The organism is Nocardia asteroides, assembly GCF_900637185.1.
GTDB classification, from domain to species: domain Bacteria; phylum Actinomycetota; class Actinomycetes; order Mycobacteriales; family Mycobacteriaceae; genus Nocardia; species Nocardia asteroides.
Genome location: NZ_LR134352.1, coordinates 6091833 through 6114881 on the forward strand (window position 1 = coordinate 6091833; position 23049 = coordinate 6114881).

Consider the following 23049-nt stretch of genomic DNA (forward strand, 5'->3'; position numbering starts at 1 on the left):
CCTACGGGGCCGGGCGGCCGGTGGCTACCAGGAGGAGATCCAGGGCGGGAGCCTCGATTTCGGTGGGGCCGGGGCCCTGGGTCCAGGTGGTGTCGGTGGCGGTGAGGCGGGTGCGGCGCAGGCGGGTGCGGGCGCCGTAGAAGCGGCTGGCCATAACGTGATCCAGGCAGGCCAGGACGGTGTCGGTGGGGGCGGTGCAGGTGCGGCCCAGCGGGCGGGCGATGTCCTGGCCGTGGACGATGAGGTCCACCAGCGGGTCGATGGGGGCGGCGCCGGGAGCACGGCGGGTGGAGTCGGCGGCGGCGCGCAGCTGGGTGATCAGGTCGGCCGGGGTGTGGCGGGCGGCGTAGTCGGTGGCCAGGCGGGCCGTCATCCGGTTCCAGTCGCCCCTGGCGCGGATCAGGCCGACGACGGTGTCGCGGACCGTGTCGGTGGAGGTGACGTGGGCGAGGACGTCGTGCACGGTCCAGCCGGCGCACGCGGACGGCCGCGCCCACTCGTCCGGGCCGAGGGTGTCGAGGAAATCGGCGAGGTCGAGCCGTTCGGCGCGCAGCCACGCCTGGATCCGGTCGCGGTCCATGGTCACTCCTGGGGTCGGTGATCTACCCACAGTGACGACCCGGCCGCGCCGGATTCATCGGTCACAGCGCGGTGGTGTCGTCCAGATGCAGCCTGCGATCGAGCCGGTGCGGGTTCACGTCGAGAAGTTTGCGATCCCATTTCCCCAGGTCGGCGGCCGCGGCGTAGGTGGTGTCGAGGAAGTGCAGCAGGGTCGCGTCGGGGTCCTCGCTCTGGCGGACCACCTCGTACGGGAGGACGAATTCGCCCAGCGTGGAATCCCAGGCGGCGCCTTCGGGACCGGCGGGCTCGCCGGAGTAACCGTCGGGGGCGGGATAGGAGTAGGCGTAGAACGTGCCCTCGGCGCCACCCGCCCAGAAACCGGCGCTGGCGCATTCCCGCGAGTACGCCTCTTCCATGACCCAGTCCGCGCAGTTCGGCGCGCCGCCCGGATGCAGCGGCGCGCTGCGGCCGGAGAAGCGGGTGCAGGCCAGGTCGAGCGATCCCCAGAAGACGTGCACCGGACTCGACTTCCCGGCGAACCCGGCCCGCCAGAGCCCGAAGACGCGCTGGATCTGGACCAGCTGCTGCCAGAACGTATGCACCGCGTCGCCGTCGTAGGAGCGGTGCGTGGTGTCCTCGGCGAACGGGATCGCCGGGTCCACCTCGTTGGGTGAGGCCTCGATGTCGACCACGATGTCCAGGCGCCCCAGCACATGGCCGAGTTCGGCGTAGAAGTCGGCGACGGTGCGTGGCCGCAGCGCGACGGTGGCGTGCCGGCCGTCGCTGGTCCGCAGCACCAGTTCGTGGTCGGTGAAGTCGAATTCGATGTCGAGCAACCGCCCGTCGACGGGAATCGCGCCGGTGGCCAGGCCGCGCGCGTTCACCGCGAAGGTGACGTTCCACCAGTGGTTGACCAGCGGTGTGCCCGCCATCTTCAGCTTGCCGATGATCTGGGTCCACATGTGCAGCGTGTCGCGGGTATCGATCCAGGAGTCCACGCGCAGCGCGGGCCAGACGGCCTTCGCCGGAGTCAGGTGGGGCATCGCGATCCTCGCTCTCTCGGCGCGTGACCGACGTGGGCCCGCCCGTTCACTGGCAGCCAGGAGCTGGCTGACTGGTCAACCGTCCGACACGTTCTGCGATGCCTCATCGTACGTCGACCCAGGTAGGGCGCGCAGCAACCGCATGTCAGCGCCCGTACAGTTGCCTGAGACTCCGAGTCCCATATAAAGTGAGATGCGCGCCACCCCGAAGGAGACGTCGCCGATGCTGTCAACCACGCTCAAGAACACCGCAACCGATCCCGAGTACCACGAGATCCTGCGCAACCTGTCCGAAGGCTCGGTGAACCGGCACTTCGATCCCTATGTCGACATCGACTGGGACGCACCGGAATTCGCCGTGCACGCCGATGACCCGCGCTGGATCATGCCGGAGGAGGACCCGCTGGGCCGCCACCCCTGGTACAAGGCGCAGCCGGTCGAGCGCCAGATCGCCATGGGCATGTGGCGTCAGGCGGGGATCGCCAAGGTCGGCCTGGATTTCGAGCAGCTGCTGATCCGCGGGCTGATGCAGTACCTGGTCTCGGTCCCCAATGGTGATCCGGAGTTCCGGTACGTCACCCACGAGGCGGCCGAAGAGTGCAACCACACGATGATGTTCCAGGAGATGATCAACCGCATCGGCTACCGCGATGTGGTCGGCATGGGCAGCATCGACCGCAAGCTGACGATGGCGATCTGGCCCGCGGTGAAGTACTTCCCGGAGCTGTTCTTCACGATGATCCTCGGCGGCGAGGAGCCGATCGATCACCTGCAGAAGTCGCTGCTGCGCGCCGGAGTCGACCTGCATCCGATGGTGCAGCGGGTGATGCAGATCCATGTGGCCGAGGAAGCCAGGCACATCTCGTTCGCGCACGAGTACCTGCGCCGCAATGTGCCCGGGATGAACCCGATCACCAAGGGTGTGCTGTCGGTGGCCTTCCCCATCGCCATGCGGGTGATGCTCGACATGATCATGACGCCGCCCAAGGAATTCGTGGAGAAGTTCGACATCCCCGCCGAGGTGATGCGCGAGGCGTACTGGGGCGGCGAGGAGTCGCAGACCACCATGCGCAACATCTTCGGCGACGTGCGCGCCCTGGCCACCAACAGCGGCATGATGAACCCGGTCGCCAAGCTCACCTGGCGGCTGCTCGGCATCGACGGCCCGGTCACCCGGTACCGCAGCGAGCCCGCGCGCAAGGTCGCCTGAGACCACCGCCGACGCCCGCCGGACCCCGGGTTCCGGCGGGCGCCCGCTTTCCGGGCCGGACTGTACACACCGATGTACAGTGGACTATGGCCGATTATGAAACTGTGCCGCTGACCGAATTACGGGGCCAGCTCGGTAGTGTCTTCGACGGGGTCTCCGCGAGCGGACGCCCGGTGATCGTGACGCGGGAGGGGAAGGAATTGGTCGCGGTGGTACCAGCCGAGGTGTTGCGGCACGGGGCATTGCCCCCCGCCTACTTCAACGACGACCTGCGCGAGCAGATCCTGGGCGGCCTCGACGACCGCATCAAACAGCATTCGGCCGACGAGATCGCCGACGCCGAGGCGAAACTCGACTCCCTCATGAGCGCACTGGACGGCACGGGCGCGGGCCTGCGGTGAGCGTCGCCGACCACACCGCGCTCACCTCGCTGGCCCGCTCGCCCCTGTTCGGCCAGGTGATCATGCGCCAGTTCACCCAGCAGCGCCGGATCATGGTGGTGCCCACCGTGAGTCTGATGGCCGCGATGCGCGCCGTCGACAACATCGACGAACTGGGCCGACTGCTCGACAACCGCGTCGCGGTGCGCTGGGCCGAACTCGACGCCGCCACCGCGATCCGCACCGGCACCACCGTGCCTATGGCCGACGACCACACCGAATGGCCGCTGGTCGCGCCCGTCGTCTTCACCGCGCAGCACCTGGACATGCCGGTGCTGACCGCCAAGCCGGAGCTGTATCGCGGGTACAAGGTGCAGATCGCGCCGATGCCGTAGGGCCGGTGCCCGCGCGCGGCGGCGCTGTCGGTTACCGTGCACGCAGCGACCGAGTAGTCGCGCGGCCCAGGCGGTATGACCGGGGGCCTGCTTCCTGAGCGAACGAATCACCAGAAAGAGCAGTACCAGGAACACTCGAGGAGAGCTGGTTATGCATCATCTGAGTTTCATGCGTCGCTTCACCACCGCGGTGGCCGCCACCTCGGCCGCCGTCGCCGTCGTCTTCGCGGCCCCCGCGGTCGCCGAACCGGCACCGCAGACCACCGTCGACGTGGCCGCGGCCGTGGCCCAGCTGCGCACGACCGTCGCGGACAACCCGGGCGCGCTCGCCGCCCTGGACAAGCTGGTCGAGAAGGGCACGGTCGAGGTCGCGCTGCCCGCCCAGCCGTTCCAGATCCCGGCCACCTCCGACATCGGCCAGAACGGCGCCGGCGCCGGCGTGTACGGCTCCGGCATCGCGCTCGACATCGACGGCTTCCGGATGGGCTTCTTCGGCGGCCCCGGCACCATCTCGCCCAACCAGGGCGGAGCCAAGCTCGAGGTCATGTGGCTGAATCTGACCAGCGGCCAGAGCGGCACCGCGGTGCTCACCGAGCACCAGGACGTGCCGGTGGACACCACCATCCGTTCCGCGCCGCTGAACACCGGCGGCGGCCTGGTCGTGGCCGCGGTCTTCGGCAACCTGTGGCACCGCTGGTCGGTGCCGGTCGACGAGGCGCACCCGGACGGCTACGCCTACCAGCTGGGCACCATCCAGCAGCCGTCCTTCGGCGCCGTCACCCGCTAGTCCCCCACCGAGCGCACCCCGGAACCCCGACGGGTCCGGGGTGCGTTCGCGTGGACGACTGCAGCGCAACGGGTTCGCGGTGGCGTAGGTTTGCCGCGTGGATCTGGTCGACCGACTCGAAGAACTGGAACGGCGGGTTGCCGCCCTGGAGAACGCACGGCCCGGCGGCGGTGACGCCGACCTGCCGTGGGCGGTGGCGCGGCTGCGGCAAGAATTCGACGCGGGCGGCGTGCGCAACGGCGGTGTCCTGCTGGCCGGCGCGCTGCAACTGCCCACCGGCGAACGGCTGGACTGGCAGGCGCAATTCGCCACCGACGCCATCGTGGACGATGTCTGGACGCACGAGACCGCCACGTGCCTCGCCGTGCTGGCCAATCCGGTGCGGCTCCGGTTGCTGCGCGAGATCGTCTACGGCAGGCGCACCGCGGCCGACCTCGCCGCCATCGAGGAGCTGGGCACCTCGGCCGAGATCTATCAGCATCTGCGGCAGCTGGCCGCGGTCGGCTGGCTGCAGACCGCGGGCCTCGGACGGTTCGAGGTGCCCGAGGGCAGGCTGGTCCCGCTGCTCGCCGCGTTGGCGAGCGCGCAACGGTGATCGAAGAAATGTCCTAATTGCCCGTTTAGAATCCTGTGATCCAGGGCACAGGGACTGCTACCGTGAGCATCCAGGGATCGATGCTGTGGAGGTAGCCGAGTGAACGTGACCCATCTGCTCGAAAGCGTGAAGGCACTGGGTGTGCTGCGCAAACGCGGCGTCTCCGATCCGACGCAGCCGCTCGAGACCCTGCGGACGATGAAGGAATCCAAGATCTACGGCCCGCAGGCCACCCTGGTCCGTCACTCCGCCCGCATCGCCCCCGACCAGGTCGCCCTGGCCGACGAACGCGGCGAGCTGACCTACCGGGAACTCGACGAGCAGTCCACCGCGGTGGCCCGCGGGCTGCACGACGCCGGCATCACCGAGGGCACCGTGATCGCGGTGCTGGCGCGCGACCATCGCGGGCTGATCATGTCGATGATCGCGGCGGGCAAGCTGGGCGCGCGGATCGCGCTGATGAACACCGGTTTCGCCAAGCCGCAGTTCGCCGAGGTGTGTCAGCGCGAGAACGTGCGCGCCGTCCTGCACGACAGTGAGTTCATCGGCCTGCTCGACGCGCTGCCGCCGGAGCTGCCGCGCTTCCTCACCTGGGTCGACGAGGGCACCGAACTGCCCGCGGGCGCCACCTCGTTCGACGACCTCATCGCGAGCAACTCCACCGAACCGCTGCCCGCGCCGAGCAAGCCCGGCGGCTTCATCATCCTCACCAGCGGCACCACCGGCCTGCCCAAGGGCGCGCCGCGCACCAAGGTGACCCCGATGGCGACCGCGCAGTTCGTGGACCGGGTGCCCTTCCCCAAGCGCGGCACCATGATGATCGTGTCGCCGATCTTCCACAGCACGGGTCTGGGCACCTGGCTGGTCGGCAGCATCCTGTCGAACAAGATCGTCATGCGCCGCCGCTTCGACGCCGAGGCCACCCTGGCCGCGATCGCCGAGCACAAGGTGGAGATGCTGGTCTGTGTGCCGACCATGCTGCACCGGCTCACCGAACTGCCCGCCGAGGTGCGCGCCAAGTACGACCTGTCCTCGCTGAAGGTCATCCTGTTCGCCGGCTCCGCGCTTTCGCCGGAACTGTGCGTCCGCGCCACCGAGGCGTTCGGTCCGGTGCTCTACAACCTGTACGGGTCCACCGAGGTGGCCATCGCGACCATCGCGACCCCGCCCGAGCTGGCCGAGGCGCCGGGTACCTGCGGGCGCTCCCCGATCACCTGCGAGGTCCGCCTCTACGACGAGAACGACCAGCGGGTCACCGCCCCGGAGACCGCGGGCCGGATCTTCGTGCGCAGCGGCGCGCCCTTCGAGGGCTACACCGACGGCCGCAACAAGCAGATCATCGACGGCTTCATGTCCAGCGGCGACCTGGGCCACTTCACCGCGAGCGGCCTGCTCATGGTCGACGGCCGCGACGACGACATGATCGTCTCCGGCGGCGAGAACGTCTTCCCGCAGGAGGTGGAGAACCTGCTGGTGGAGCGCCCCGACGTGTTCGACGTCGCGGTGGTCGGCGTGGACGACGTGGAGTTCGGCAAGCGCCTGCGCGCGTTCGTCGTGCTCGAGGAGGGCCACACCACCGACGCCGCCGCGATCCAGGCGCACGTCAAGGAGAATCTGGCCAGGTACAAGGTGCCGCGCGAGGTGGTCTTCCTCGACGAACTGCCGCGCAACGCCACCGGCAAGATCCTGCGCCGGGTGCTGGTCGACTATGAGGTTTCACAGTGATCGCGATCTCGGATGCTTGCTATTGTTAGCACCAGCACTGGATCTCGATGACGCGGTCCGGCCCCGCGTGTTCGCCGTGGGATCGGTCTGCCGGAAGGCTGTTCGATGTCTCTGTCTCTGCCCGCGCTGAGTGGGACCGCCCGGCGCGCCGGTGATTTCGCGCTCGGCGTCAAGGTCATGATGGACCGCAAGCTGTTCAATCCGCTGCGCCCCGACCATGCCGCCCGCTCGTTCTTCAACGTCTCGAAGTTCGGCCCGTTCGCCGGTGTGGTCATGCACGCCGCGCAGACGCGGCCGGACGCGGGCGCCATCGTCGACGAGCGGGGTGAACTCACCTTCGGGCAGCTCGACGAGCAGTCCACCGCGCTGGCTCGCGGGCTGCGCGCGAGCGGCATCGCCGAGGGCGACGTCATCGCGGTGCTGGCCCGCGATCATCGCGGCATGGTGCTGAGCCTGCTCGCGGCGGGCAAGCTGGGCGTGCGCGCGGTGCTGATGAACACCGGTTTCGCCAAGCCGCAGTTCGCCGACGTGGCCGCGCGCGAGAAGGTCAAGGCGGTGCTGCACGACAGCGAGTTCGTCGACCTGATGAGCGCCATCCCCGCCGAGATCCCGCGGGTGCTCACCTGGGTGGACGAGGCCCACGGCGTCGACCCGTCGATTCCGACCGTGGAGTCGCTCTCGGCGGGCCGTTCGGTGGCGCCGCTGACCCCGCCGGCCAAGCCGGGCGGCATGGTCATCCTGACCAGCGGCACCACCGGCACCCCCAAGGGCGCCCCGCGCGACAAGGTGAGCCCGTTCGCCTCCGCGCAGTTCGTCGACCGGGTGCCGCTGCCCAACAACGGCACCATGATCATGGCGGCGCCGATCTTCCACGGCACCGGTCTGTCGCAGTTCACCCTCGGCCTGGCGCTGGGCAACCGGGTGATCTTCCAGCAGCGCCGGTTCGATCCGGAGCAGACGCTGGCCAATATCGTGAAGTACCGGGCGGATTCGCTGATCGTGGTGCCCACCATGCTGCAGCGCATCCTCGACCTGGACGACGCGGTACTGGCGAACTACGACCCCAAGACCATCAAGGTCATCTTCGCGGCCGGCTCGGCCATCGCGCCCGACGTGGTGACCCGCACGCTGGACTACTTCGGTGACAGCCTCTACAACCTGTACGGCTCCACCGAGTGCGCGGTGATGACGGTGGCCACCCCCGCCGATCTGCGCAAGGCGCCGACCACCGCGGGCAAGGCGCCGGTCGGCATCCGGATCGTGCTGCTCGACGAGAACCGCAAGCCGATCACCGAGCCGAACGTCACCGGCACCATCTTCGTCGACAACGGTTTCGCCTTCACCGGGTACACCGACGGACGGACCAAGGAGATCGTCGACGGCATGATGTCCTCCGGCGACGTCGGCCATTTCGACGCCGACGGCCTGCTCTACATCGACGGCCGCGACGACGACATGATCGTCTCCGGCGGCGAGAACGTCTTCCCGCTCGAGGTGGAGAACCTCATCGCGGGCCGCCCCGACGTGTTCGAGGCGGCCGTGGTCGGTGTCGACGACCGCGACTACGGCAAGCGGCTGCGCGCGATCGTGGTGCCCGGCCCGGACTCGGCCCGCGATCCCCAGGAGATCAAGGACTTCGTCAAGGAGAACCTGGCCCGGTACAAGGTGCCGCGCGAGGTGATCTTCCTCGACGAGCTGCCCCGCAACGCCACCGGCAAGCTGCTGCGCAAGCCGCTGATCGAGATGAGCGTCGAGGAGGCGTGAGCCGCCCGCCCGCATCGCGGCCGGACGGCCGATACCGGTCGTCTATCATCAGCCGGTGATCATCGAGTTCGAGCAGGCGTCCGCGCCGCCGCGTGCCCTGGGCGCGCGGCTGCGTGGCGCCTGCGCCGGCTCGATGTCGGGCGCGCTCTCGCTGGCCGCCCACGGGCTGGTCTCCGGCGGCGCGTTGCCGGGCAGCACCACGGTGGTCCTGCTGGCCGCGGTCTCGGCGGTGATCGGCGCGGTCGTCGCCGGTATCGGACCGCTGCGCCGGGGCGCGACCGGTCTGGCGGCGGTGCTGCTGGGCGGTCAGCTGCTGGGCCACACGACGATGAGCTGGTCCGGGCACGCCCACCACGGCGACGACTCGCTCGGCCTCGGCATGCTCACCGCGCACGCCGTGGCCGCGGTACTCGCGGCCGCGATCATCCTCGGTACCGAGGCCGCCTACCGGATCGCCTGCGCCGTCGTGGCGCGGGTCCTGCCCCTGCGGTACCGCTCGCCGCGTGTACCCGACCCGGCGCCGCTGCGTCTGGTCCATCGTGACCGCGTCATCCTGCGGATCTTCGCCGCGCAGTCGCTGCGCACCCGCGGTCCGCCGCTCGCGATTCCTTTCTGAACTTTTCCCTCACCCGGTGCGCGGTTCTCGCCGTGCGCTGTCGCGCGTCTTCGCCGGACCGATCGGACTCGATGTCGGTTCGCCGCCGGACGTGCGTGCACAGCGCCCTCGAACCGCACCCGTGTGCACCGCCGTCGCCCCCGGACGCAGCACGTGCTGCCGCCCGGGCGAGGCTGTGCACCCTTCGGCGCGCCGGGTTCCCGTACTCCAGAAACGAATCACGATGAGCATCACGGACACCCGTCCGGCCGAGGACGAACCCGTCTCGGCACCACCGGTCTCCGGTGGACGTCCCCGCTCCGGCGCCCGCCGGGGCCTCCGTCTCTATCCGCTGGCCCTGCGCCTGCACTTCTACGCGGGCATCTTCGTCGCCCCGTTCATCCTGATCGCGGCGCTCACCGGCGCGCTCTACGCGATCGCACCGACCATCGAGGGGTTCGTCTCGCGCGATCTGCTCCAGGTCGACACCTCCGGCCCCGCCCAGCCGCTGTCGGCCCAGGTCGGCGCCGCCGTGGCCACCACACCGGACCTCACCCTGGTCGCCGTGGCCCCCGCGCCCGCCGACGGGGAGACCACCCGGGTGCTGTTCAACGACCCCACACTCGGTGATTCCGAGCGGCTCTCGGTGTTCGTCGACCCACACACCGCCCAGCCGGTCGGCGAGTCGGTGGTCTACGGCAGCGGCGGCGCGCTGCCGCTGCGGACCTGGATCAGCGAATTCCATCGCAGCCTGCACCTGGGCGAGACCGGCCGGCTCTACAGCGAGCTCGCCGCGTCCTGGCTGTGGGTGATCGCCCTGTTCGGGCTGGTGCTGTGGGTGCACCGGGTGCGCAAGCGCCGGGCCCGGCGCTCGGCCGGATGGCTGCTCGCGCCGGATCTGTCCGAGCCCAAGCGGCGCAAGCTGAACTGGCACGGCGCGATCGGTGTGTGGATCCTGCCGGTGGCGGTGCTGCTGTCGGCGACCGGCATCACCTGGTCGGCCTACGCGGGTGAGAACGTCACCGCGCTGCGCGAGGAGATGAGCTGGACCACGCCCGCGGTGAACGTGAAGCTGCCCGGCGCGGCCGGTCCGGCGCAGTCGGCGGGCGGGGATCACCACAGCGCGGGCCACACCGCGCCCGCCCCGGTCGATGCCACGGCCCGGATCGCCCAGCTCGACACCGTGTGGGCGACCGCGCGGGTCAACGGCATCGATCAGGCCGCCGAGATCGCGATCCCGGCGCAGCCGGAGAAGGCGTTCGCCGTCAAGGAACTGCGCAAGTCCGGCACCTACAGCATCGACTCGGTGGCCGTCGACGGCACCGGCACGGTCACCGACCGGCTGGCCTTCGCCGATTGGCCGCTGATGGCCAAGCTGACCAACTGGGGCATCGCCTTCCACATGGGTCTGCTGTTCGGGCTGCCGAACCAGCTGCTGCTGCTCGCGGTGGCGCTGGGCCTGTGCGCGCTGATCGTGCTGGGCTACCTGATGTGGTGGAAGCGTCGTCCGACCCGGGCGACGAGCCGTTTCGCGGTCGGCACCGCGCCCCGTCGCGGTGTGCTGCGCAAGACCTCGCTGTGGCTCACGGTCCCGCTGGTCGCGGCCGCGCTGCTGATCGGCTGGTTCATCCCGCTGATCGGCGTGAGCCTGCTCGGCTTCCTGCTGATCGATCTCGGTCTGGGACTCGCCGCGCGCGCCACCCCTGCCGCCTGACCCACTCCCCCACACGGCGCGGCGAAAACGCCACGCCGACACAACTTTTCCCGTTCGCGGGTGCCGTCGTGATGACGCGCGCCCGCCGACGCTACCTACCGATGAAGGAATCACCGAAAGCCATGAAGCTCCTCACCCTCGCCCTCGCCGCCGCCACCCTGCTGACCGCGGGCACCGCCGCCGCGGGCGCCGCGCACGCCGAGCAAGCGCCGATCAACTTCACCGCCGAGGCTGTCGGCGGCGCCTCGCTGATCACCACGGACGCGGGCTCGCTGGTCGCCGAGGACGGCGCGTTCCAGGTCGTGGCCGCCGACGGCACCGTCGTCGCCGCCACTCCGCTGCACTTCCGGCTCGACGACTTCGAGTTCCCGATCACCGCGGAGATCTCCGGCCGCACCGCCACCCTCACCCCGCAGCTCGACCCGGCCAAGGCGGTGTACAAGCCGGTGGCGCTGCCGTTCGAGAACTCCGCGCCGTGGAAGTCGGAGTACGACCGGGAGAAGGACGCCTGGAGCCGGATGACGGGCACGATCAGCCTGGGCGCGAGCGTCGGCGCGCTGGTCGGCGGCATCGCCGGTGGCGCGGTGGGCTGCGTACTGGGCGGCATCGTCGGCGCCACCGTCGCCTCGGCGACCATCATCGGCCTGTTCGGCCCGTTCCTCCCGGCCGCGGCCGTCGGCTGCATCGGCGGCATCCTGGCCGTGGGTTCCCTCGGCGCCCTGGCGGGCCAGATCTTCATCGCCGCCCCGGTCGCGGTCGGCGCCGCGATCCAGTACTTCACCACCATCAACGCCCCGTTCACCCCGCCCGCCAAGTAGGCGTCGTCCTCGCGCACCGGGCCCGAACCCGACACAATCGGCAGGGAACCCGGTGAGTGGAGGTCTGGTCGATGGTGGTGTCGCGTCGGCGGCTGTTGCAGTTCGGTGCGTCCGGTTCGGTGGCGGCGCTGGTCGGCGTCTCGGCGGTGAGCAGCGCCCGGTTCGCGGCGCCGCGGCGGCTCGGTGAGCCGTTCTCGCTGGGGGTCGCCTCGGGTGATCCCACGCCGGACGGGTTCGTGCTGTGGACGCGGCTGGCGCCGGACCCGCTCGCACCGGACGGCTACGGCGGGATGACCGTCGACGCGGTGACCGTCGACTACGAGGTCGCCGAGGACGAGCGCTTCGCCCGGGTGGTGGCGCGCGGTTCGGCGGTGGCCACCCGGGCGCTGGGCCACAGCGTGCACCCGGAGGTCGCCGGGCTGGCCCCGGACCGGTGGTACTTCTACCGGTTCCGGGCCGGTTCGGCGCTGTCCCCCGTCGGCCGCACCCGGACCGCGCCCGCGCCGGGCAGCCCGACCGCGCGGATGCGGTTCGCCTTCGCGTCGTGTCAGTCGTGGAGTTCGGGCTACTACACCGCCTACGACCACCTCGCGGCCGAGGACCTGGACCTGGTGGTGCATCTGGGCGACTACATCTACGAGAGCTCGTGGGTGCTGGCCCGTCGCGGCGCCACCGCCCCACCGCAACTCGACGGTGAGGCCGTGAATCTGGCCGGCTACCGCCTGCGTTATGCCCAGGTCAAGGCGGAGGCACCGGTGCAAACGGCGCACGCGGCCTTCCCGTGGCTGGTCACCCTCGACGACCATGAGATCGACAACAACTGGGCCGGCGCGCAACCGGGTCTCGGTGTCGACATCCACCGGCTGCCGCCGCTGTTCCGGCGCCGCAAGGCGGCCGCCTTCCAGGCGATGTACGAGCATCAGCCGATGCGCCTGGCCCAGCTGCCCGCCGGACCCGCGATGCACCTGCATCGCCGGTACCGCTTCGGCGATCTGGCCGAGTTCACCATGATCGACACCAGGCAGTACCGCTCGCCGCAGGCCTGTGGCGACGGTTCGGCCGTCACCGGCTGCGCCGACCGGTACGCGACCGACCGCACGATTCTGGGTGCGGCGCAACGGGAGTGGCTCGTCGACGGTCTCACCACCTCCTCGACCCGCTGGCAGGTGCTCGGCAATCAGGTGGCCATGGCGCAATCCGACTACGACCCGGGGCCGGATCTACGCCTCGGCACCGACGCCTGGGACGGCTACGTGGCAGACCGCGACACCGTGCTCGGCGCGGCCAGGCAACGGTCCGCGGGCAACCTCGTGGTGATCACCGGTGACCGGCACGAGAACTGTGTGGCCGACCTGCGCGGCGACTACACCGACCCCGCATCACCGGTCGTCGCCACCGAGTTCATCGGCACCTCGATCTCCACCGGTGGCGACGGCGCCGACCTCACCGACGGCGGCCGGGTGCTGCTCGCGGCCAACCCGGATCTGAAGTTCTACAACCGGCAGCGCGGCTACGCGCGGGTGGAGCTGGATCAGCGGCTGTGGCGCACCGACTTCCGGGTGGTGCCCTATGTCACCACCCCCGGCGCGCCGATCTCCACGCGAGCGAGTTTCGTCGTCCAGGACGGTGTGCCGGGCGCGGTGCAGGTCTGAGGCCGATCAGGGCACCGAGACCGGGCGCAGGCAGCTGTCCAGCGGGGTGACGACGGAGCAGAGCGCGGGGTCGCGGGTGGGGCGGTAGTCCGGCGGGACACCGTCGGCCGCGGTGATGGCGCGGTAGGCGGCCACCGCGTCGGTGGGACGGCGGGTCAGGCCGGGGTCGTAGGCCACATCCACCGTATAGAGGCCGAAACGCGGTGCGTAGCTGCCCCATTCGTAGTTGTCGGTGAGGCTCCAGTAGTTGTAGCCGATCACGTCGATGCCGTCGAGCCGCGCGCGCTGGATCCAGTACACCGTGTCACGCAGGTGGTCGGCGCGGGTGTAGCCGTCGGCGCGCGGCGCGCCGTTCTCGGTCGGCAGGCCGTTCTCCACCACATAGATCGGCAGCCGCGGGAAGCGTTCGGCGTACACGCGCAGGGTGTAGTAGATGCCCTCCGGCTCGATCGCGTTCTTCCACAGCTCGTCGCCCAGCAGCGCGGTGGTCGGCGGATGCTGCAGCGAGGTGCCGTAGTAGAAGTCGATGCCGAGGTAGTCGAGTTTGGCGCGCACCCGGTCGACGAACAGCAGGTCCGTCAGGTTCTGCACGATCGGGTACTGCGCCACATTGCTGGTGACGCGCGCGCCCGGCTGGCGCTGATGGATGTAGTCGTAGATCGCGCTGTGCGCCTGCACCAGCCGGTCGAACATCGGCTGGATGTCGAGCGCCCCGATGTCACCGATCTTCAGCGACTGCGCGACATACCCCATCGGTTCGTTGATCGTCACCCACAGCGGATCGAACGCCGCGTACCGGTCGACCACGCGCTGCATATTGGCCAGCCAGTCCGCCACCATGGCCTGGTTCTTCCAGCCGCCCCGGTCCAGCGCCCAGCCCGGGACGACCCAGTGGTCCAGGGTGAGCATCGGCCGCATGCCCGCGGCGCGGATCTTGGCGAGCACGGCGTCGTAGAAGCCGAAGTCGGCGTCGGACCACACCCCGGCCCGGGGCTGCACCCGCGCCCATTCGATGCTCAGCCGGTAGACCCCCACGCCCAGCCCCGCGGCCAGATCGATGTCCTCGGCGTAGCGGTGGTAGAAGTCGACCGATTCGCCGTATCGGTGCCTGGCCTTGCCGGAATTGGCGTATCGGCTCCAATTGCTGTCCGGCGCGGAGCCTTCGGACTGGAAGCCCGACATCGACACGCCCCAGAGGAAGTCGCGGCCGAGCGCGGGCACCGTCCGGGGCGCGGGTGCGCCGGAACTCGACCCACCGCCATCCGCCGGCGCGGCCCCCGCCACGGTGCCGCCGCTCGCGACCAGGGCCGCCACCGACAGAATCGTGCACAGAATGCGTCTCATGCGGCAGAATCTCCCCGGGGATGTGTAGCGTAGCGCGTGGCCCGGCACCGACGTCCGGAAGCCCGCACTCTACTGGTCAATTGTTCAAATTGATGGCTTTTCAGTCCACTTTCCGCGCTCCGGCGGCCGGTTCGGCGAGGAACACGCGGGGCGGGGCGAATCCGGCTCCGGCGAACCGTCGTTCGATCTCCGCCGTGACGCGGTCGGTGGCGGTGCGGTCGACCAGGGCGAGCACACTGCCGCCGAAGCCGCCGCCGACCAGCCGCGCCCCGTGCGCGCCCGCGGCCAGGGCGGCGTCGACCGCGAGATCGAGCGCCGGCGCCGACACCGCGAAGTCCTCGCGCAGGGATCGGTGCGAGGCGGTGAGCAGCGGGCCGACGACACGCGGGTCGGCGCCGGCGCGCAATCGGTCGGCCACCGCACGCACCCGGGCGTTCTCCCCGATCACATGGGTCGCGCGGCGGCGCAGCAGCGGATCGGCCAGGCGAGGCAGGTCGGCCTCGCTCGCGTCGCGCAGCGCGGGCACGCCCAGGGCCGCGGCGGCCGCCTCGCACTGGGCGCGGCGCTCGGCGTAGCCGCCGTCGGCGAGGTCGTGGGGGTGGCCGGTGTCGGCGACGAGCAGCGCCAGACCCGCGGCGTCGAGGTCGAACGGAATCTGTTCCGTCGAAACCGGTTTCGGTCCGCCCGGCGCGGTGTAGGCGCGCACGTCGAGGAACAGCGCGTGCCCGGCGGTGCACAGGATCGATGCCGTCTGGTCGAGCACACCGGTCGGCACCCCGGCGAACCGGTTCTCCGCGGCGTGGGCGATGTCGACCAGCGCGCGATCGGGCAGGCCGGGGGCGAACAGATCACGCAGCGCCACCGTCACCGCGCAGCACAGCGCGGCCGAGGACGACAGCCCGGCGCCGATCGGGACCGTCCCGTCGACCGCGAGCACCACACCGGTGACCGGGAGCCCGCGGCGGACGAACTCGCAGACGACACCGAGCGGATACCGCGACCACGCCGGCAGTCGATCGCGTTGCGCCGCAAGCTCTTCGACGCCGACCTCGACGACCTCTCCCGGCCGCTGCGCCGAGCGGAGCCGGACGCTGCCGTCGTCGCGCGCCGCGGCCGCGCAGACGACGCCGAGCGACAGCGCGATCGGCAGCACGAACCCGTCGTTGTAGTCGGTGTGCTCGCCGATCAGATTCACCCGGCCCGGCGCGAACCACCTGTGCATTCCCGCTCCCTTTCGTTCCCGGCGCTGCGCAGATCCCATCACATTCCAGCGGACCCCGGTGGTCGGGCACGCGGTGCCGAATCGGTATCCTCCAATGCCGTCAAGGGCGCGACATCGGGTGCCCGGACGTGTCATGATCGACTGAGTTGTAAAGGTTTTGAGCGTCGGCGTCAGCCGGCTGGGAATTCTGCTCGGACGACAACACTCGGTGCTCCCCGGCCGACGCCCCGCGAGAATTCACCGGCCTCACGTTCGATCGGCGCTCGTCGCGTGCGCAGCAGGATCGAGGGGGGCTGATGAGCATCAGCGAGACACACCGGGGGAACCTGCGCTGGTGCGCGGTGGTCCTCGGCGCGGCGGTGGCCGCGCTCGTCGCTCCGCTGTTCGGTACCCGGTCGTTGTCGCTGCTGTTGCTGGTCGTGATCGTGGCGGGCAGTCTGGCGATGATCGGCGCCGGGCTCTACCACCATCGGCCAGCGCACCCGATGCCCTGGTATCTGCTGGCCGCGTCGGTGCCGTTGTTCGCCACGGGCACCGCGATCGGGCAGCTCTGGCCCGCCACGCCCTGGCCTCCGCTCGACGATCTGTGCACCGTCACGGCGTATCTCTGTCTGGGGCTGGCCGCGGTGGGCTGGCTCCAGCCGCGCAGGCTGGTCGGCACCAGGGATCTCTGGCTGGATTCCACACTGATCGGGCTCAGCGCCCTGCTGGCTTCGTGGACCTTCCTGATCTCGCCGATCCTGCGTCAGTCCGCGGGCTTCGACACCGTGCTGGCCGCCGGTTTCCCGGTGATCGAGGCACTGCTGCTCACCGTGCTCGCGCATTCGCTGGCGACCGTGGTCCGCACCGAGACCGCGCTGCGATTGCTCCAGGCGGCGCTGATCGCGGTGCTGATCGGTGGTCTGCTCGACAGTCTCACCGCCGCCGGCACTCTCGCGGTCGGCAGCGAACTCGCGCTGGTGCCACAGCAGTGGGGGTACCTGCTGGCCGGGCTCGCCGCGCTGCACCCGACCATGGGCGCCACCCACGCCGACGCCGACGTACACCCGCACCGCTCGCGCAGGCGGGCCGGGGTGATCGCGGTGGCGCTGGTGGCCGCGTCGCTGGTCAGCGCGGTGGGCGCCGAGCTCGGGGCGGGCGACCGCGCGGTGATCTGCCTGCTGCTGACGCTGCTGCTGGCGGGCGTGCTGGTGCGCAGCGAACGCGCCATCGCGCGCAGTCTGCGCAGCGAACGCCGAGCCCAGTACCAGGCCGACCACGATCTGCTCACCGGCCTGTTCAACCGGAGCGCGCTACTGCGCGCACCGCACCGGCATCGCGCGGAGTGGGCGGGAAAACCGCTGTGCCTGTTGTTCATCGACCTGGACGGTTTCAAGATGGTCAACGACAGTTACGGGCACGCGGTCGGCGACGAGCTGATCGCCGAGGCCGCGGCCCGCATCCGGCGCACGGCCCGGCGCTCCGATGTCACCGCCCGCTACGGCGGGGACGAATTCGTCGTCCTCGCCGCCCGGACCAGGGCCGAGGCCGCCGTCCTCGCCCAGCAGCTGCTCGGCGCGTTCGTGCGCCCGTTCGACCTGAGCTGCGGCGAAATCCCCATCACCGCCAGCATCGGCGTGGCCTGCGTGGCCACCCGGCCGACCGATTCCACGGTCTACGACCTGATCCGGGCGGCCGACGCCGCGATGTACCACGCCAAGGAGTACCGCCTCGGCCTCGCCTTCCACGACGGCCTGCGCGCGGCGCCACAGCATCGTCCACCACTGCGCGCGGGCAGACCGACCAGCACAGCCGTCTGACCGACACGGCCATCCAGGACGCAACCCCGAACCCCGACCCTGAGGAGGGGCGCCGCGTCAGCGGCGGTTCGCGGCCGTCCCGCCGGTCAGGTGCCGGTGCGTAGGCGACGTAGGAGCAAGCACCGGCACCGGACCGGCGGGACACCAGGGGCCGCGAACTCGAGCGCGCCAGCGCTCAATTCAACTCCGCGAGAAGCCTTTTGGCCGCCTCCAGTTCGGCCTGGAGCTGGGCGACCTTGGCTTCCTGGGCGCCGCGCGCGGCCTCCAGGATGCCGGCCACGACTTCCTCGACCTCCGGGTGCAGGATCTTGGCGGCCTGGGCGACGGCGCCGCTGCTCACGGCGAGGCCCTTGACACTGCGCTTCTTGCCGTTGACCACGTCGACGGTCCATTCGCCGTCGGCGGTGCCGGTGAGCGTGACGGTGACCTCGGGCGCCTTGGGCTTGCGGGCCGCGGGGGCCTTGGGCTGACGCGGTGCGGCCGGCTTGGGCGCGGGAGCGGTCTCGTCGGGAACGGGCGCGAGCGACCGAGGAGCGGGCGGCGTGGGTGCGGCGCTCGGCAGGGTCGACGGCTGGGTCACAGTGGTGTCCTTTCGGTTGCTCGGCTCGGGAACGCTCTCCGGGCGGGTCCGCGCGGATCCGCCCGGCGCTACGGTAGTCGCGCGGGCCGGCTTGGTCAGTGTCACCTCGCTGGGGCCGAACGACAGCACATCTTTGGAACCGGTGGGCTTCACCTGCAGGAAGTCACCGTCGGACGGGTCGCCGAGGGCGACGACCTTGCCCGATTTACCCTCGGCCACCCCCACGGCCGCGGCGGTGAACCACACCATGGGCGGCTTGCCCTCGGCCAGCTCGCCCGCGATGCGCGCGAGCTCGGCCTCGGACAGTACCTGGGTGGCGGATCGGCGGGATGCGGACTTGGTGCTCGGCGAGGACATCGTGGACTCCGGGAGGTTGGTGCGTTCTTCAGCGTGGTGTGCTGGAGATGATGCCGCACCCCACCGACATGTTCGCAAGTCGAGACGGACGTCACGGTCCGAAAACCCGCCCGGTGCCGGGTTTGTCGGACCGCGCGCGTCAGCCTCTGGTCGCGTTGCCGCGCGTGGTCGGCCGGATGTTCGCGCGGACCGCGGCGAGGTCGGGGTAGCCGTTGACCGCCATCAGCAGGTCGGCCTCGGCGGCGTAGCCGCGCAGCAGGTGCACCAGGCCGCGGACCCCGCCCAGCGCCAGCGCGTACACGTACGGCCGACCGAGACCGACCATGGTGGCGCCCAGACCCAGCGCCTTGACGACATCGGCGCCCGAGCGCACGCCGGAGTCGAACAGCACCGGCACCCGGTCGTCGCACGCGGCGACCACGGACGGCAGCGTCTCCAGCGCGCTGAGGCCGCCGTTGGCCTGGCGGCCACCGTGATTGGAGCAGTAGATGCCGTCGGCGCCGTAGTCGATGGCCTTGCGGGCGTCCTCGGGGTGCGAGATGCCCTTGAGGATCAGCGGCAGGTCGGTGATCGAGCGCAGCCAGGTGAGGTCGTCCCAGGTGAGGGAGTTGCCGAAGGTGGAGATCCAGTGCAGGACAATCATCTTCGGGTCGTCGGAGCCGACCATCGCCTGGAACACCGGGTCGCTGGTGTAGTTCTTCAGCACGTGTCCGCGTAGCTGCGGGAAGTTGCCGGAGGCCAGGTCGCGGGGCCGCCAGCCGGGCACCCAGGTGTCGAGGGTGACGGTGATGCCCGCGTAGCCCGCGGCCTCGGCACGACGGACCAGGCTCTCGGCCAGTTCACGGTTCTTCGGCGTGTACAGCTGGAAGAACGCCGGTGTGTCGCCGGCGTGCGGGCGCACGTCCTCGAGCGGGTCCTCCATGAGGGTGGAGAAATGCGCGGGCACACCGGTTTTCGCCGTCGCCTGGGCCACCGCGATATCGCCGTGCCCGTTCTCGCCGACCAGGCCGATCACACCGACCGGCGCCAGGAACAGTGGACTGGCGAAGGTGTGGCCGAAGGCGGTGACGGTGAGGTCGCGCTCGGTCGCCCCGACCAGCATGCGCGGCACCAGGCCCCAGTCGGCGAAGGCCTCGGCGTTGCGGCGCTGGGTGAGCTCGTCACCGGCGCCACCGGCGATGTAGTTCAGCAGGGTGTCGGGCAGCGCGGCGGTCGCCTTGCGCTCGAGCGTCGCGTACTCCATGGGGAATTCGGGCAGGTTCCCACCGAGCGCGGCCAGGTAGATCTCGTTCTGATAGTCGGCGAACTGACTCATCGCTGAACTTTCGCATGCGAGCCGTGGTTCACAGACCCCAGGGGGGATGTAAGGTGCGTCATACTCGAAAAGTAGACAGCAGCGTACCCAGCAGCACGTTCCGAGATTGTGAGTGCCCCTGTCGTGACCCTCGTCGAACACTCGGCCGCACCCGCCGACCCGGACGTTCTCCTCGCTCAGCGCATCTCCAGCGGCGCCATCCGGTATCTCACCCTCCTGGCCTGCGGCCTGTCGCAGGATTCGATGGACCTGCTCACCTCGGTCACCGACCGACTACGCGCGGCCGAGGGCGCCCTGCGCGATCCGCTCACCAGCGACCTCGGCTTCGACTGATCCTCATCCTCGGCGCACGGTCAGCGCGGCGAGGTCGGCCAGGCGGTGCGCCCGGGCGATCTCGGCGGGCGTGAACGGTTCGTCGGGGCGTACGAAACCCCAGCTCCCGTCGGCGCGATCGATCGCCAGCAGGGTGCCCTCGCCCGTGTCGCCCGCCGGTGGCGTGCCCGGGGCCAGATAGCGCGCCCCCAGCAGTTCGGCGACCGCCAGCGGCAATTCGGCCGGATCACCCACGATCCTGGCCGCGATCGAGAGCGCCTTGGTCTGACCGTCGATCAGGGACAGCACCGTCGCGGGCCAGACCCGCACCCCGGATCCACCCGCCTGCACCACGGCCGAGGTGAGGGTGTGCGTGGTGACCTCCGCCGGTGCCGCGACGACGAGTTCGTCGAGGACCGCGTCCTCCAGTTGATGCACATGCACCGTCAGGATGTTGGCGTCGCGCTGGGCCAGGTGTTTGGCCAGCGTCTCCAGGGCACCGGGCCGATCGGCCAGCCGCACGCGGATCCGCCACAGCGCCTGCGCCTCGGTGATGTGATGCCGGTGCCGCAGCTCCGGGCCGTGCAGCCAGCCGCCGAGCACGCGCATGGCCGAGGGCTCGACCACCCAGATCACCAGGATCGTGGTGGTGATCGTCAGCAGGGCGACGGTCAGCAGATACGGCGGATGCAGGTGGATCACCAGCGCGTGCAGCGCCAGCTCCACCGGGAACACCGCCGCCAGCTTGGCCAGCGCCAGCCGGCTGCGCCGGGGGTGCGGCAGGCGTCCGCACACCTCGCAGGCCAGGGCCGTGACACGGGGTCGCACTGCGATTCGCCACATGCGGGTCAGCGTCGCCCGCGCGCGTGTCGATCACCGAAGGGGCGCGTAACGGCAGCGTGACGGCCCGCTCGAAAGGCGTTGACCTGCAAGATCTTTCCTCGTGATCCCGACCACCCGAGCCGCACCGCTGTGACTGCCGCCACCGGGACGGGCCGCATAGCCGCAGGCAACGATTGTGACTCGGGGCACAAAAATGGATTGACAAAGCCACACAATCGGGCATAAAACAACATAAGTACACATTCACGAGCCGGAGGAATCATGTACGCCGAGGAACGGCAGCAGGCGATCGCGACGCTGATCGAGCAGCGCGGACGCGTCTCCGTGGCCGAGCTGGCCGACCGGTACGCGGTCACCACCGAGACGGTCCGGCGCGACCTGGCGGTCCTGGACCGGCTCGGGCTGATCCGGCGGGTACACGGCGGCGCGGTCGGCGCGGGCGCGCTGACCACCGTCGAGCTGGGCACCGCCGAGCGGGAGCACACCCGCGCGGCCGAGAAGGACCGCATCGCCGCCCTCGCCCAGCGTTTCCTGCCGCCCTCCGGCGGCAGCGCGCTGTTCGACGCGGGCACGACCACCGCCCGGGTCGCCGCCGAGCTGCCCACCGATCTGGATCTCGTCGCGGTCACCAACTCCCTGCCCCTCGCGACCCGGCTCACCGGGTTCGCCGGGGTGCGGGTGCATCTGCTGGGCGGGCGGGTCCGCGGGGTCACCCAGGCCGCCGTCGGGGCCGAGACGCTGCGGTCGCTCGGGGAGCTGCGGGTGGACGTGGCGTTCGTGGGCACCAACGCGCTCACCGTCCGGCACGGGCTGTCCACGCCGGATCCGGAGGAGGCCGCGGTGAAGCGGGCGATGATCGCCGCTGCCGACCGGGTCGTCGTGGTGGCCGACGCGGGCAAGATCGGCCGCGAGGACTTCGTCCGATTCGGCACCGTCGGCGAGATCGATGTGCTGGTCACCGATGCCGAGATCCCCTCGGGCACGCACGCGGATCTGGTGGCGGCGGGCGTCGAGGTGGTGCTCGCGTGATCGTCACCCTCACCGCGAATCCGAGCGTGGATCGCACCATCACCCTCACCGAGCCGCTGCGCCGCGGCCAGGTGCACCGCGCCGCGGGAGCCACCGCGCAGCCGGGCGGGAAGGGCGTGAACGTGGCCAGGGTGGTCGCGGCGCACGGCGCGCCCACGGTGGCCGTGCTGCCCGGCACGGACGACGATCCCGTGGTGCGGGGTCTGCACGCGGCGGGCCTGCACGCGCGCACGGTGCCGGTGCCCGGCGAACCACGGGTGAATCTCACGATCGCCGAAATCGACGGCACGACAACCAAGATCAACGCGCCGGGCCGTCCGCTGGCCGCGCCGGAACTGGCCGAGCTGACGGCGATCCTCGTCGAACTGGCCGCCGGGGCCACCTGGATCGTGCTGTCCGGTTCGCTGCCGCCCGGCGTGCCCGCCGACTGGTACGCCCAGCTCGTCACCGTGCTCGCGCCACTGCGCGCGGCGCACGGCGTCCGGGTCGCGGTCGACACCTCCGACGCGCCTCTGCTGGCCCTGTTCGAGGCATCGCCCGCCGCCGCGCCCGACCTGGTGAAGCCGAACTCCGACGAACTGGCCCAGCTCACCGGCCTCGACCCGGCGACGCTCGCTGATCCCGTCGCCGCGGCCACGGCCGCGTCGGCCCTCGTCGACCGCGGCGTCGGCACCGTCCTGGCCACCCTCGGCGCGGCGGGCGCGGTGCTGGTCACCGCCGAGGACGCCTGGTTCGCCCCGGCCCCACCGATCACCCCGCGCAGCACCGTCGGCGCGGGCGACTCCGCCCTGGCCGGTTACCTCCTGGCCGACCGGGCCGGCGCCTCGCCCGCCGATCGCTTGCGCGCGGCCGTCGCCTACGGCAGCGCCGCGACCGCCCTGCCCGGCACGGAATTGCCCGCCCCGAGCGACATCACCCTGGACGCGGTGACGGCGCACCCCCTGCGCGCCGCTCCCGGCCTGCCCCCGGTGTCGCCATGAGCACCACCGCCCACCGACTCCCGCTCCAC

Annotated in this window: 22 protein-coding genes; 15 read left to right on the forward strand and 7 right to left on the reverse strand. The window is 70.8% G+C overall.

Translation table 11 applies throughout. The annotated features are described in order from the left end of the window. Position 1 precedes the first annotated feature (1 nt). The gene (locus EL493_RS28360; protein ID WP_019048567.1) at positions 2-580 is read right to left on the reverse strand and encodes a maleylpyruvate isomerase family mycothiol-dependent enzyme; all 579 of its coding nucleotides are present in this window, start codon (positions 578-580) and stop codon (positions 2-4) included. Positions 581-641: 61 nt separating this feature from the next. Continuing rightward, entirely contained in the window at positions 642-1604 is a 963-nt protein-coding gene (locus EL493_RS28365; protein ID WP_019048568.1) for a DUF5996 family protein, read from the reverse strand. A 223-nt stretch (positions 1605-1827) separates the two neighbouring features. Between EL493_RS28365 and EL493_RS28370 the strand changes: the two genes are divergently transcribed. The 11 genes from EL493_RS28370 (at position 1828) to EL493_RS28425 (ending at position 13239) form a co-directional block, all read left to right on the forward strand. After that, complete coding sequence (locus EL493_RS28370) at positions 1828-2814, forward strand: AurF N-oxygenase family protein (protein ID WP_126405917.1); 987 nt, start codon at positions 1828-1830, stop codon at positions 2812-2814. An 86-nt stretch (positions 2815-2900) separates the two neighbouring features. Then, positions 2901-3215: a type II toxin-antitoxin system Phd/YefM family antitoxin gene (locus EL493_RS28375; RefSeq protein WP_019048574.1), complete on the forward strand. Its 315-nt coding sequence runs from the start codon at positions 2901-2903 to the stop codon at positions 3213-3215. Beyond that, positions 3212-3589 carry a PIN domain-containing protein gene (locus EL493_RS28380; protein ID WP_019048575.1) on the forward strand — a complete coding sequence of 126 codons (378 nt, stop codon included), beginning with the start codon at positions 3212-3214 and terminating at the stop codon, positions 3587-3589. The genes EL493_RS28375 and EL493_RS28380 overlap by 4 nt, the downstream gene beginning before the upstream one ends. Before the next feature lie 151 nt (positions 3590-3740). Continuing rightward, entirely contained in the window at positions 3741-4376 is a 636-nt protein-coding gene (locus EL493_RS32560) for a hypothetical protein (protein ID WP_019048576.1), read from the forward strand. Positions 4377-4473: 97 nt separating this feature from the next. Next, entirely contained in the window at positions 4474-4971 is a 498-nt protein-coding gene (locus tag EL493_RS28395; protein WP_019048577.1) for an ArsR/SmtB family transcription factor, read from the forward strand. A gap of 99 nt (positions 4972-5070) precedes the next feature. After that, positions 5071-6696, forward strand: a complete 1626-nt coding sequence (locus EL493_RS28400; protein WP_019048578.1) for an acyl-CoA synthetase — start codon at positions 5071-5073, stop codon at positions 6694-6696. 105 nt (positions 6697-6801) lie between these two features. Further along, a complete protein-coding gene (locus tag EL493_RS28405; RefSeq protein ID WP_019048579.1) occupies positions 6802-8460 on the forward strand; it encodes an acyl-CoA synthetase in 1659 nt (552 codons plus the stop codon). A gap of 55 nt (positions 8461-8515) precedes the next feature. Beyond that, entirely contained in the window at positions 8516-9076 is a 561-nt protein-coding gene (locus tag EL493_RS28410) for a hypothetical protein (protein ID WP_019048580.1), read from the forward strand. A gap of 223 nt (positions 9077-9299) precedes the next feature. Then, positions 9300-10769: a PepSY-associated TM helix domain-containing protein gene (locus EL493_RS28415; RefSeq protein ID WP_019048581.1), complete on the forward strand. Its 1470-nt coding sequence runs from the start codon at positions 9300-9302 to the stop codon at positions 10767-10769. A gap of 122 nt (positions 10770-10891) precedes the next feature. After that, positions 10892-11587 carry a hypothetical protein gene (locus tag EL493_RS28420; protein WP_019048582.1) on the forward strand — a complete coding sequence of 232 codons (696 nt, stop codon included), beginning with the start codon at positions 10892-10894 and terminating at the stop codon, positions 11585-11587. Between the two features lie 71 nt (positions 11588-11658). Beyond that, a complete protein-coding gene (locus EL493_RS28425; protein WP_022567090.1) occupies positions 11659-13239 on the forward strand; it encodes an alkaline phosphatase D family protein in 1581 nt (526 codons plus the stop codon). Positions 13240-13245: 6 nt separating this feature from the next. On the opposite strand, the gene EL493_RS28430 is transcribed toward EL493_RS28425, so the two are convergent. Then, positions 13246-14583 (reverse strand): family 1 glycosylhydrolase, encoded by a 1338-nt coding sequence (locus EL493_RS28430; protein ID WP_019048584.1) that lies wholly within the window; start codon positions 14581-14583, stop codon positions 13246-13248. A 100-nt stretch (positions 14584-14683) separates the two neighbouring features. Further along, on the reverse strand, positions 14684-15805 hold the full coding sequence (galK, locus tag EL493_RS28435; protein WP_019048585.1) for a galactokinase: 1122 nt from the start codon (positions 15803-15805) through the stop codon (positions 14684-14686). A gap of 296 nt (positions 15806-16101) precedes the next feature. Between galK and EL493_RS28440 the strand changes: the two genes are divergently transcribed. Continuing rightward, positions 16102-17604 (forward strand): GGDEF domain-containing protein, encoded by a 1503-nt coding sequence (locus EL493_RS28440; RefSeq protein ID WP_019048586.1) that lies wholly within the window; start codon positions 16102-16104, stop codon positions 17602-17604. A gap of 175 nt (positions 17605-17779) precedes the next feature. On the opposite strand, the gene EL493_RS33660 is transcribed toward EL493_RS28440, so the two are convergent. Together EL493_RS33660 and EL493_RS28450 are read right to left on the reverse strand one after the other, a co-directional pair. Then, positions 17780-18541, reverse strand: a complete 762-nt coding sequence (locus tag EL493_RS33660) for a DUF6319 family protein (protein WP_019048587.1) — start codon at positions 18539-18541, stop codon at positions 17780-17782. Positions 18542-18680: 139 nt separating this feature from the next. Then, a complete protein-coding gene (locus EL493_RS28450; protein WP_019048588.1) occupies positions 18681-19856 on the reverse strand; it encodes an alpha-hydroxy-acid oxidizing protein in 1176 nt (391 codons plus the stop codon). A 108-nt stretch (positions 19857-19964) separates the two neighbouring features. On the opposite strand from EL493_RS28450, the gene EL493_RS28455 reads away from it, so the two are divergent. After that, the gene (locus EL493_RS28455) at positions 19965-20189 is read left to right on the forward strand and encodes a hypothetical protein (protein ID WP_126405921.1); all 225 of its coding nucleotides are present in this window, start codon (positions 19965-19967) and stop codon (positions 20187-20189) included. 3 nt (positions 20190-20192) lie between these two features. Here the strand turns inward: EL493_RS28455 and EL493_RS28460 are convergent, their stop codons facing one another. Next, positions 20193-21011, reverse strand: coding sequence for an ACT domain-containing protein (locus EL493_RS28460; protein WP_019048590.1), 819 nt, complete (start codon positions 21009-21011; stop codon positions 20193-20195). A gap of 261 nt (positions 21012-21272) precedes the next feature. Here EL493_RS28460 and EL493_RS28465 point away from each other — a divergent pair, with 261 nt between their 5' ends. Both EL493_RS28465 and EL493_RS28470 read left to right on the forward strand, forming a co-directional pair. Then, the gene (locus EL493_RS28465) at positions 21273-22040 is read left to right on the forward strand and encodes a DeoR/GlpR family DNA-binding transcription regulator (protein WP_019048591.1); all 768 of its coding nucleotides are present in this window, start codon (positions 21273-21275) and stop codon (positions 22038-22040) included. Continuing rightward, entirely contained in the window at positions 22037-23020 is a 984-nt protein-coding gene (locus EL493_RS28470; RefSeq protein ID WP_019048592.1) for a 1-phosphofructokinase family hexose kinase, read from the forward strand. The genes EL493_RS28465 and EL493_RS28470 overlap by 4 nt, the downstream gene beginning before the upstream one ends. Positions 23021-23049: the final 29 nt, after the last annotated feature.

What these genes read in the sequence shown, in the direction of transcription:
- EL493_RS28360 (WP_019048567.1), bottom strand. Translation starts at nt 580, where the DNA reads ATGGACCGCGACCGGATCCAGGCGTGGCTGCGCGCCGAACGGCTCGAC.
- EL493_RS28365 (WP_019048568.1), bottom strand. Translation starts at nt 1,604, where the DNA reads ATGCCCCACCTGACTCCGGCGAAGGCCGTCTGGCCCGCGCTGCGCGTG.
- EL493_RS28370 (WP_126405917.1), top strand. Translation starts at nt 1,828, where the DNA reads ATGCTGTCAACCACGCTCAAGAACACCGCAACCGATCCCGAGTACCAC.
- EL493_RS28375 (WP_019048574.1), top strand. Translation starts at nt 2,901, where the DNA reads ATGGCCGATTATGAAACTGTGCCGCTGACCGAATTACGGGGCCAGCTC.
- EL493_RS32560 (WP_019048576.1), top strand. Translation starts at nt 3,741, where the DNA reads ATGCATCATCTGAGTTTCATGCGTCGCTTCACCACCGCGGTGGCCGCC.
- EL493_RS28405 (WP_019048579.1), top strand. Translation starts at nt 6,802, where the DNA reads ATGTCTCTGTCTCTGCCCGCGCTGAGTGGGACCGCCCGGCGCGCCGGT.
- EL493_RS28415 (WP_019048581.1), top strand. Translation starts at nt 9,300, where the DNA reads ATGAGCATCACGGACACCCGTCCGGCCGAGGACGAACCCGTCTCGGCA.
- EL493_RS28420 (WP_019048582.1), top strand. Translation starts at nt 10,892, where the DNA reads ATGAAGCTCCTCACCCTCGCCCTCGCCGCCGCCACCCTGCTGACCGCG.
- EL493_RS28425 (WP_022567090.1), top strand. Translation starts at nt 11,659, where the DNA reads ATGGTGGTGTCGCGTCGGCGGCTGTTGCAGTTCGGTGCGTCCGGTTCG.
- EL493_RS28430 (WP_019048584.1), bottom strand. Translation starts at nt 14,583, where the DNA reads ATGAGACGCATTCTGTGCACGATTCTGTCGGTGGCGGCCCTGGTCGCG.
- galK (WP_019048585.1), bottom strand. Translation starts at nt 15,805, where the DNA reads ATGCACAGGTGGTTCGCGCCGGGCCGGGTGAATCTGATCGGCGAGCAC.
- EL493_RS28440 (WP_019048586.1), top strand. Translation starts at nt 16,102, where the DNA reads ATGAGCATCAGCGAGACACACCGGGGGAACCTGCGCTGGTGCGCGGTG.
- EL493_RS33660 (WP_019048587.1), bottom strand. Translation starts at nt 18,541, where the DNA reads ATGTCCTCGCCGAGCACCAAGTCCGCATCCCGCCGATCCGCCACCCAG.
- EL493_RS28450 (WP_019048588.1), bottom strand. Translation starts at nt 19,856, where the DNA reads ATGAGTCAGTTCGCCGACTATCAGAACGAGATCTACCTGGCCGCGCTC.
- EL493_RS28460 (WP_019048590.1), bottom strand. Translation starts at nt 21,011, where the DNA reads ATGTGGCGAATCGCAGTGCGACCCCGTGTCACGGCCCTGGCCTGCGAG.
- EL493_RS28465 (WP_019048591.1), top strand. Translation starts at nt 21,273, where the DNA reads ATGTACGCCGAGGAACGGCAGCAGGCGATCGCGACGCTGATCGAGCAG.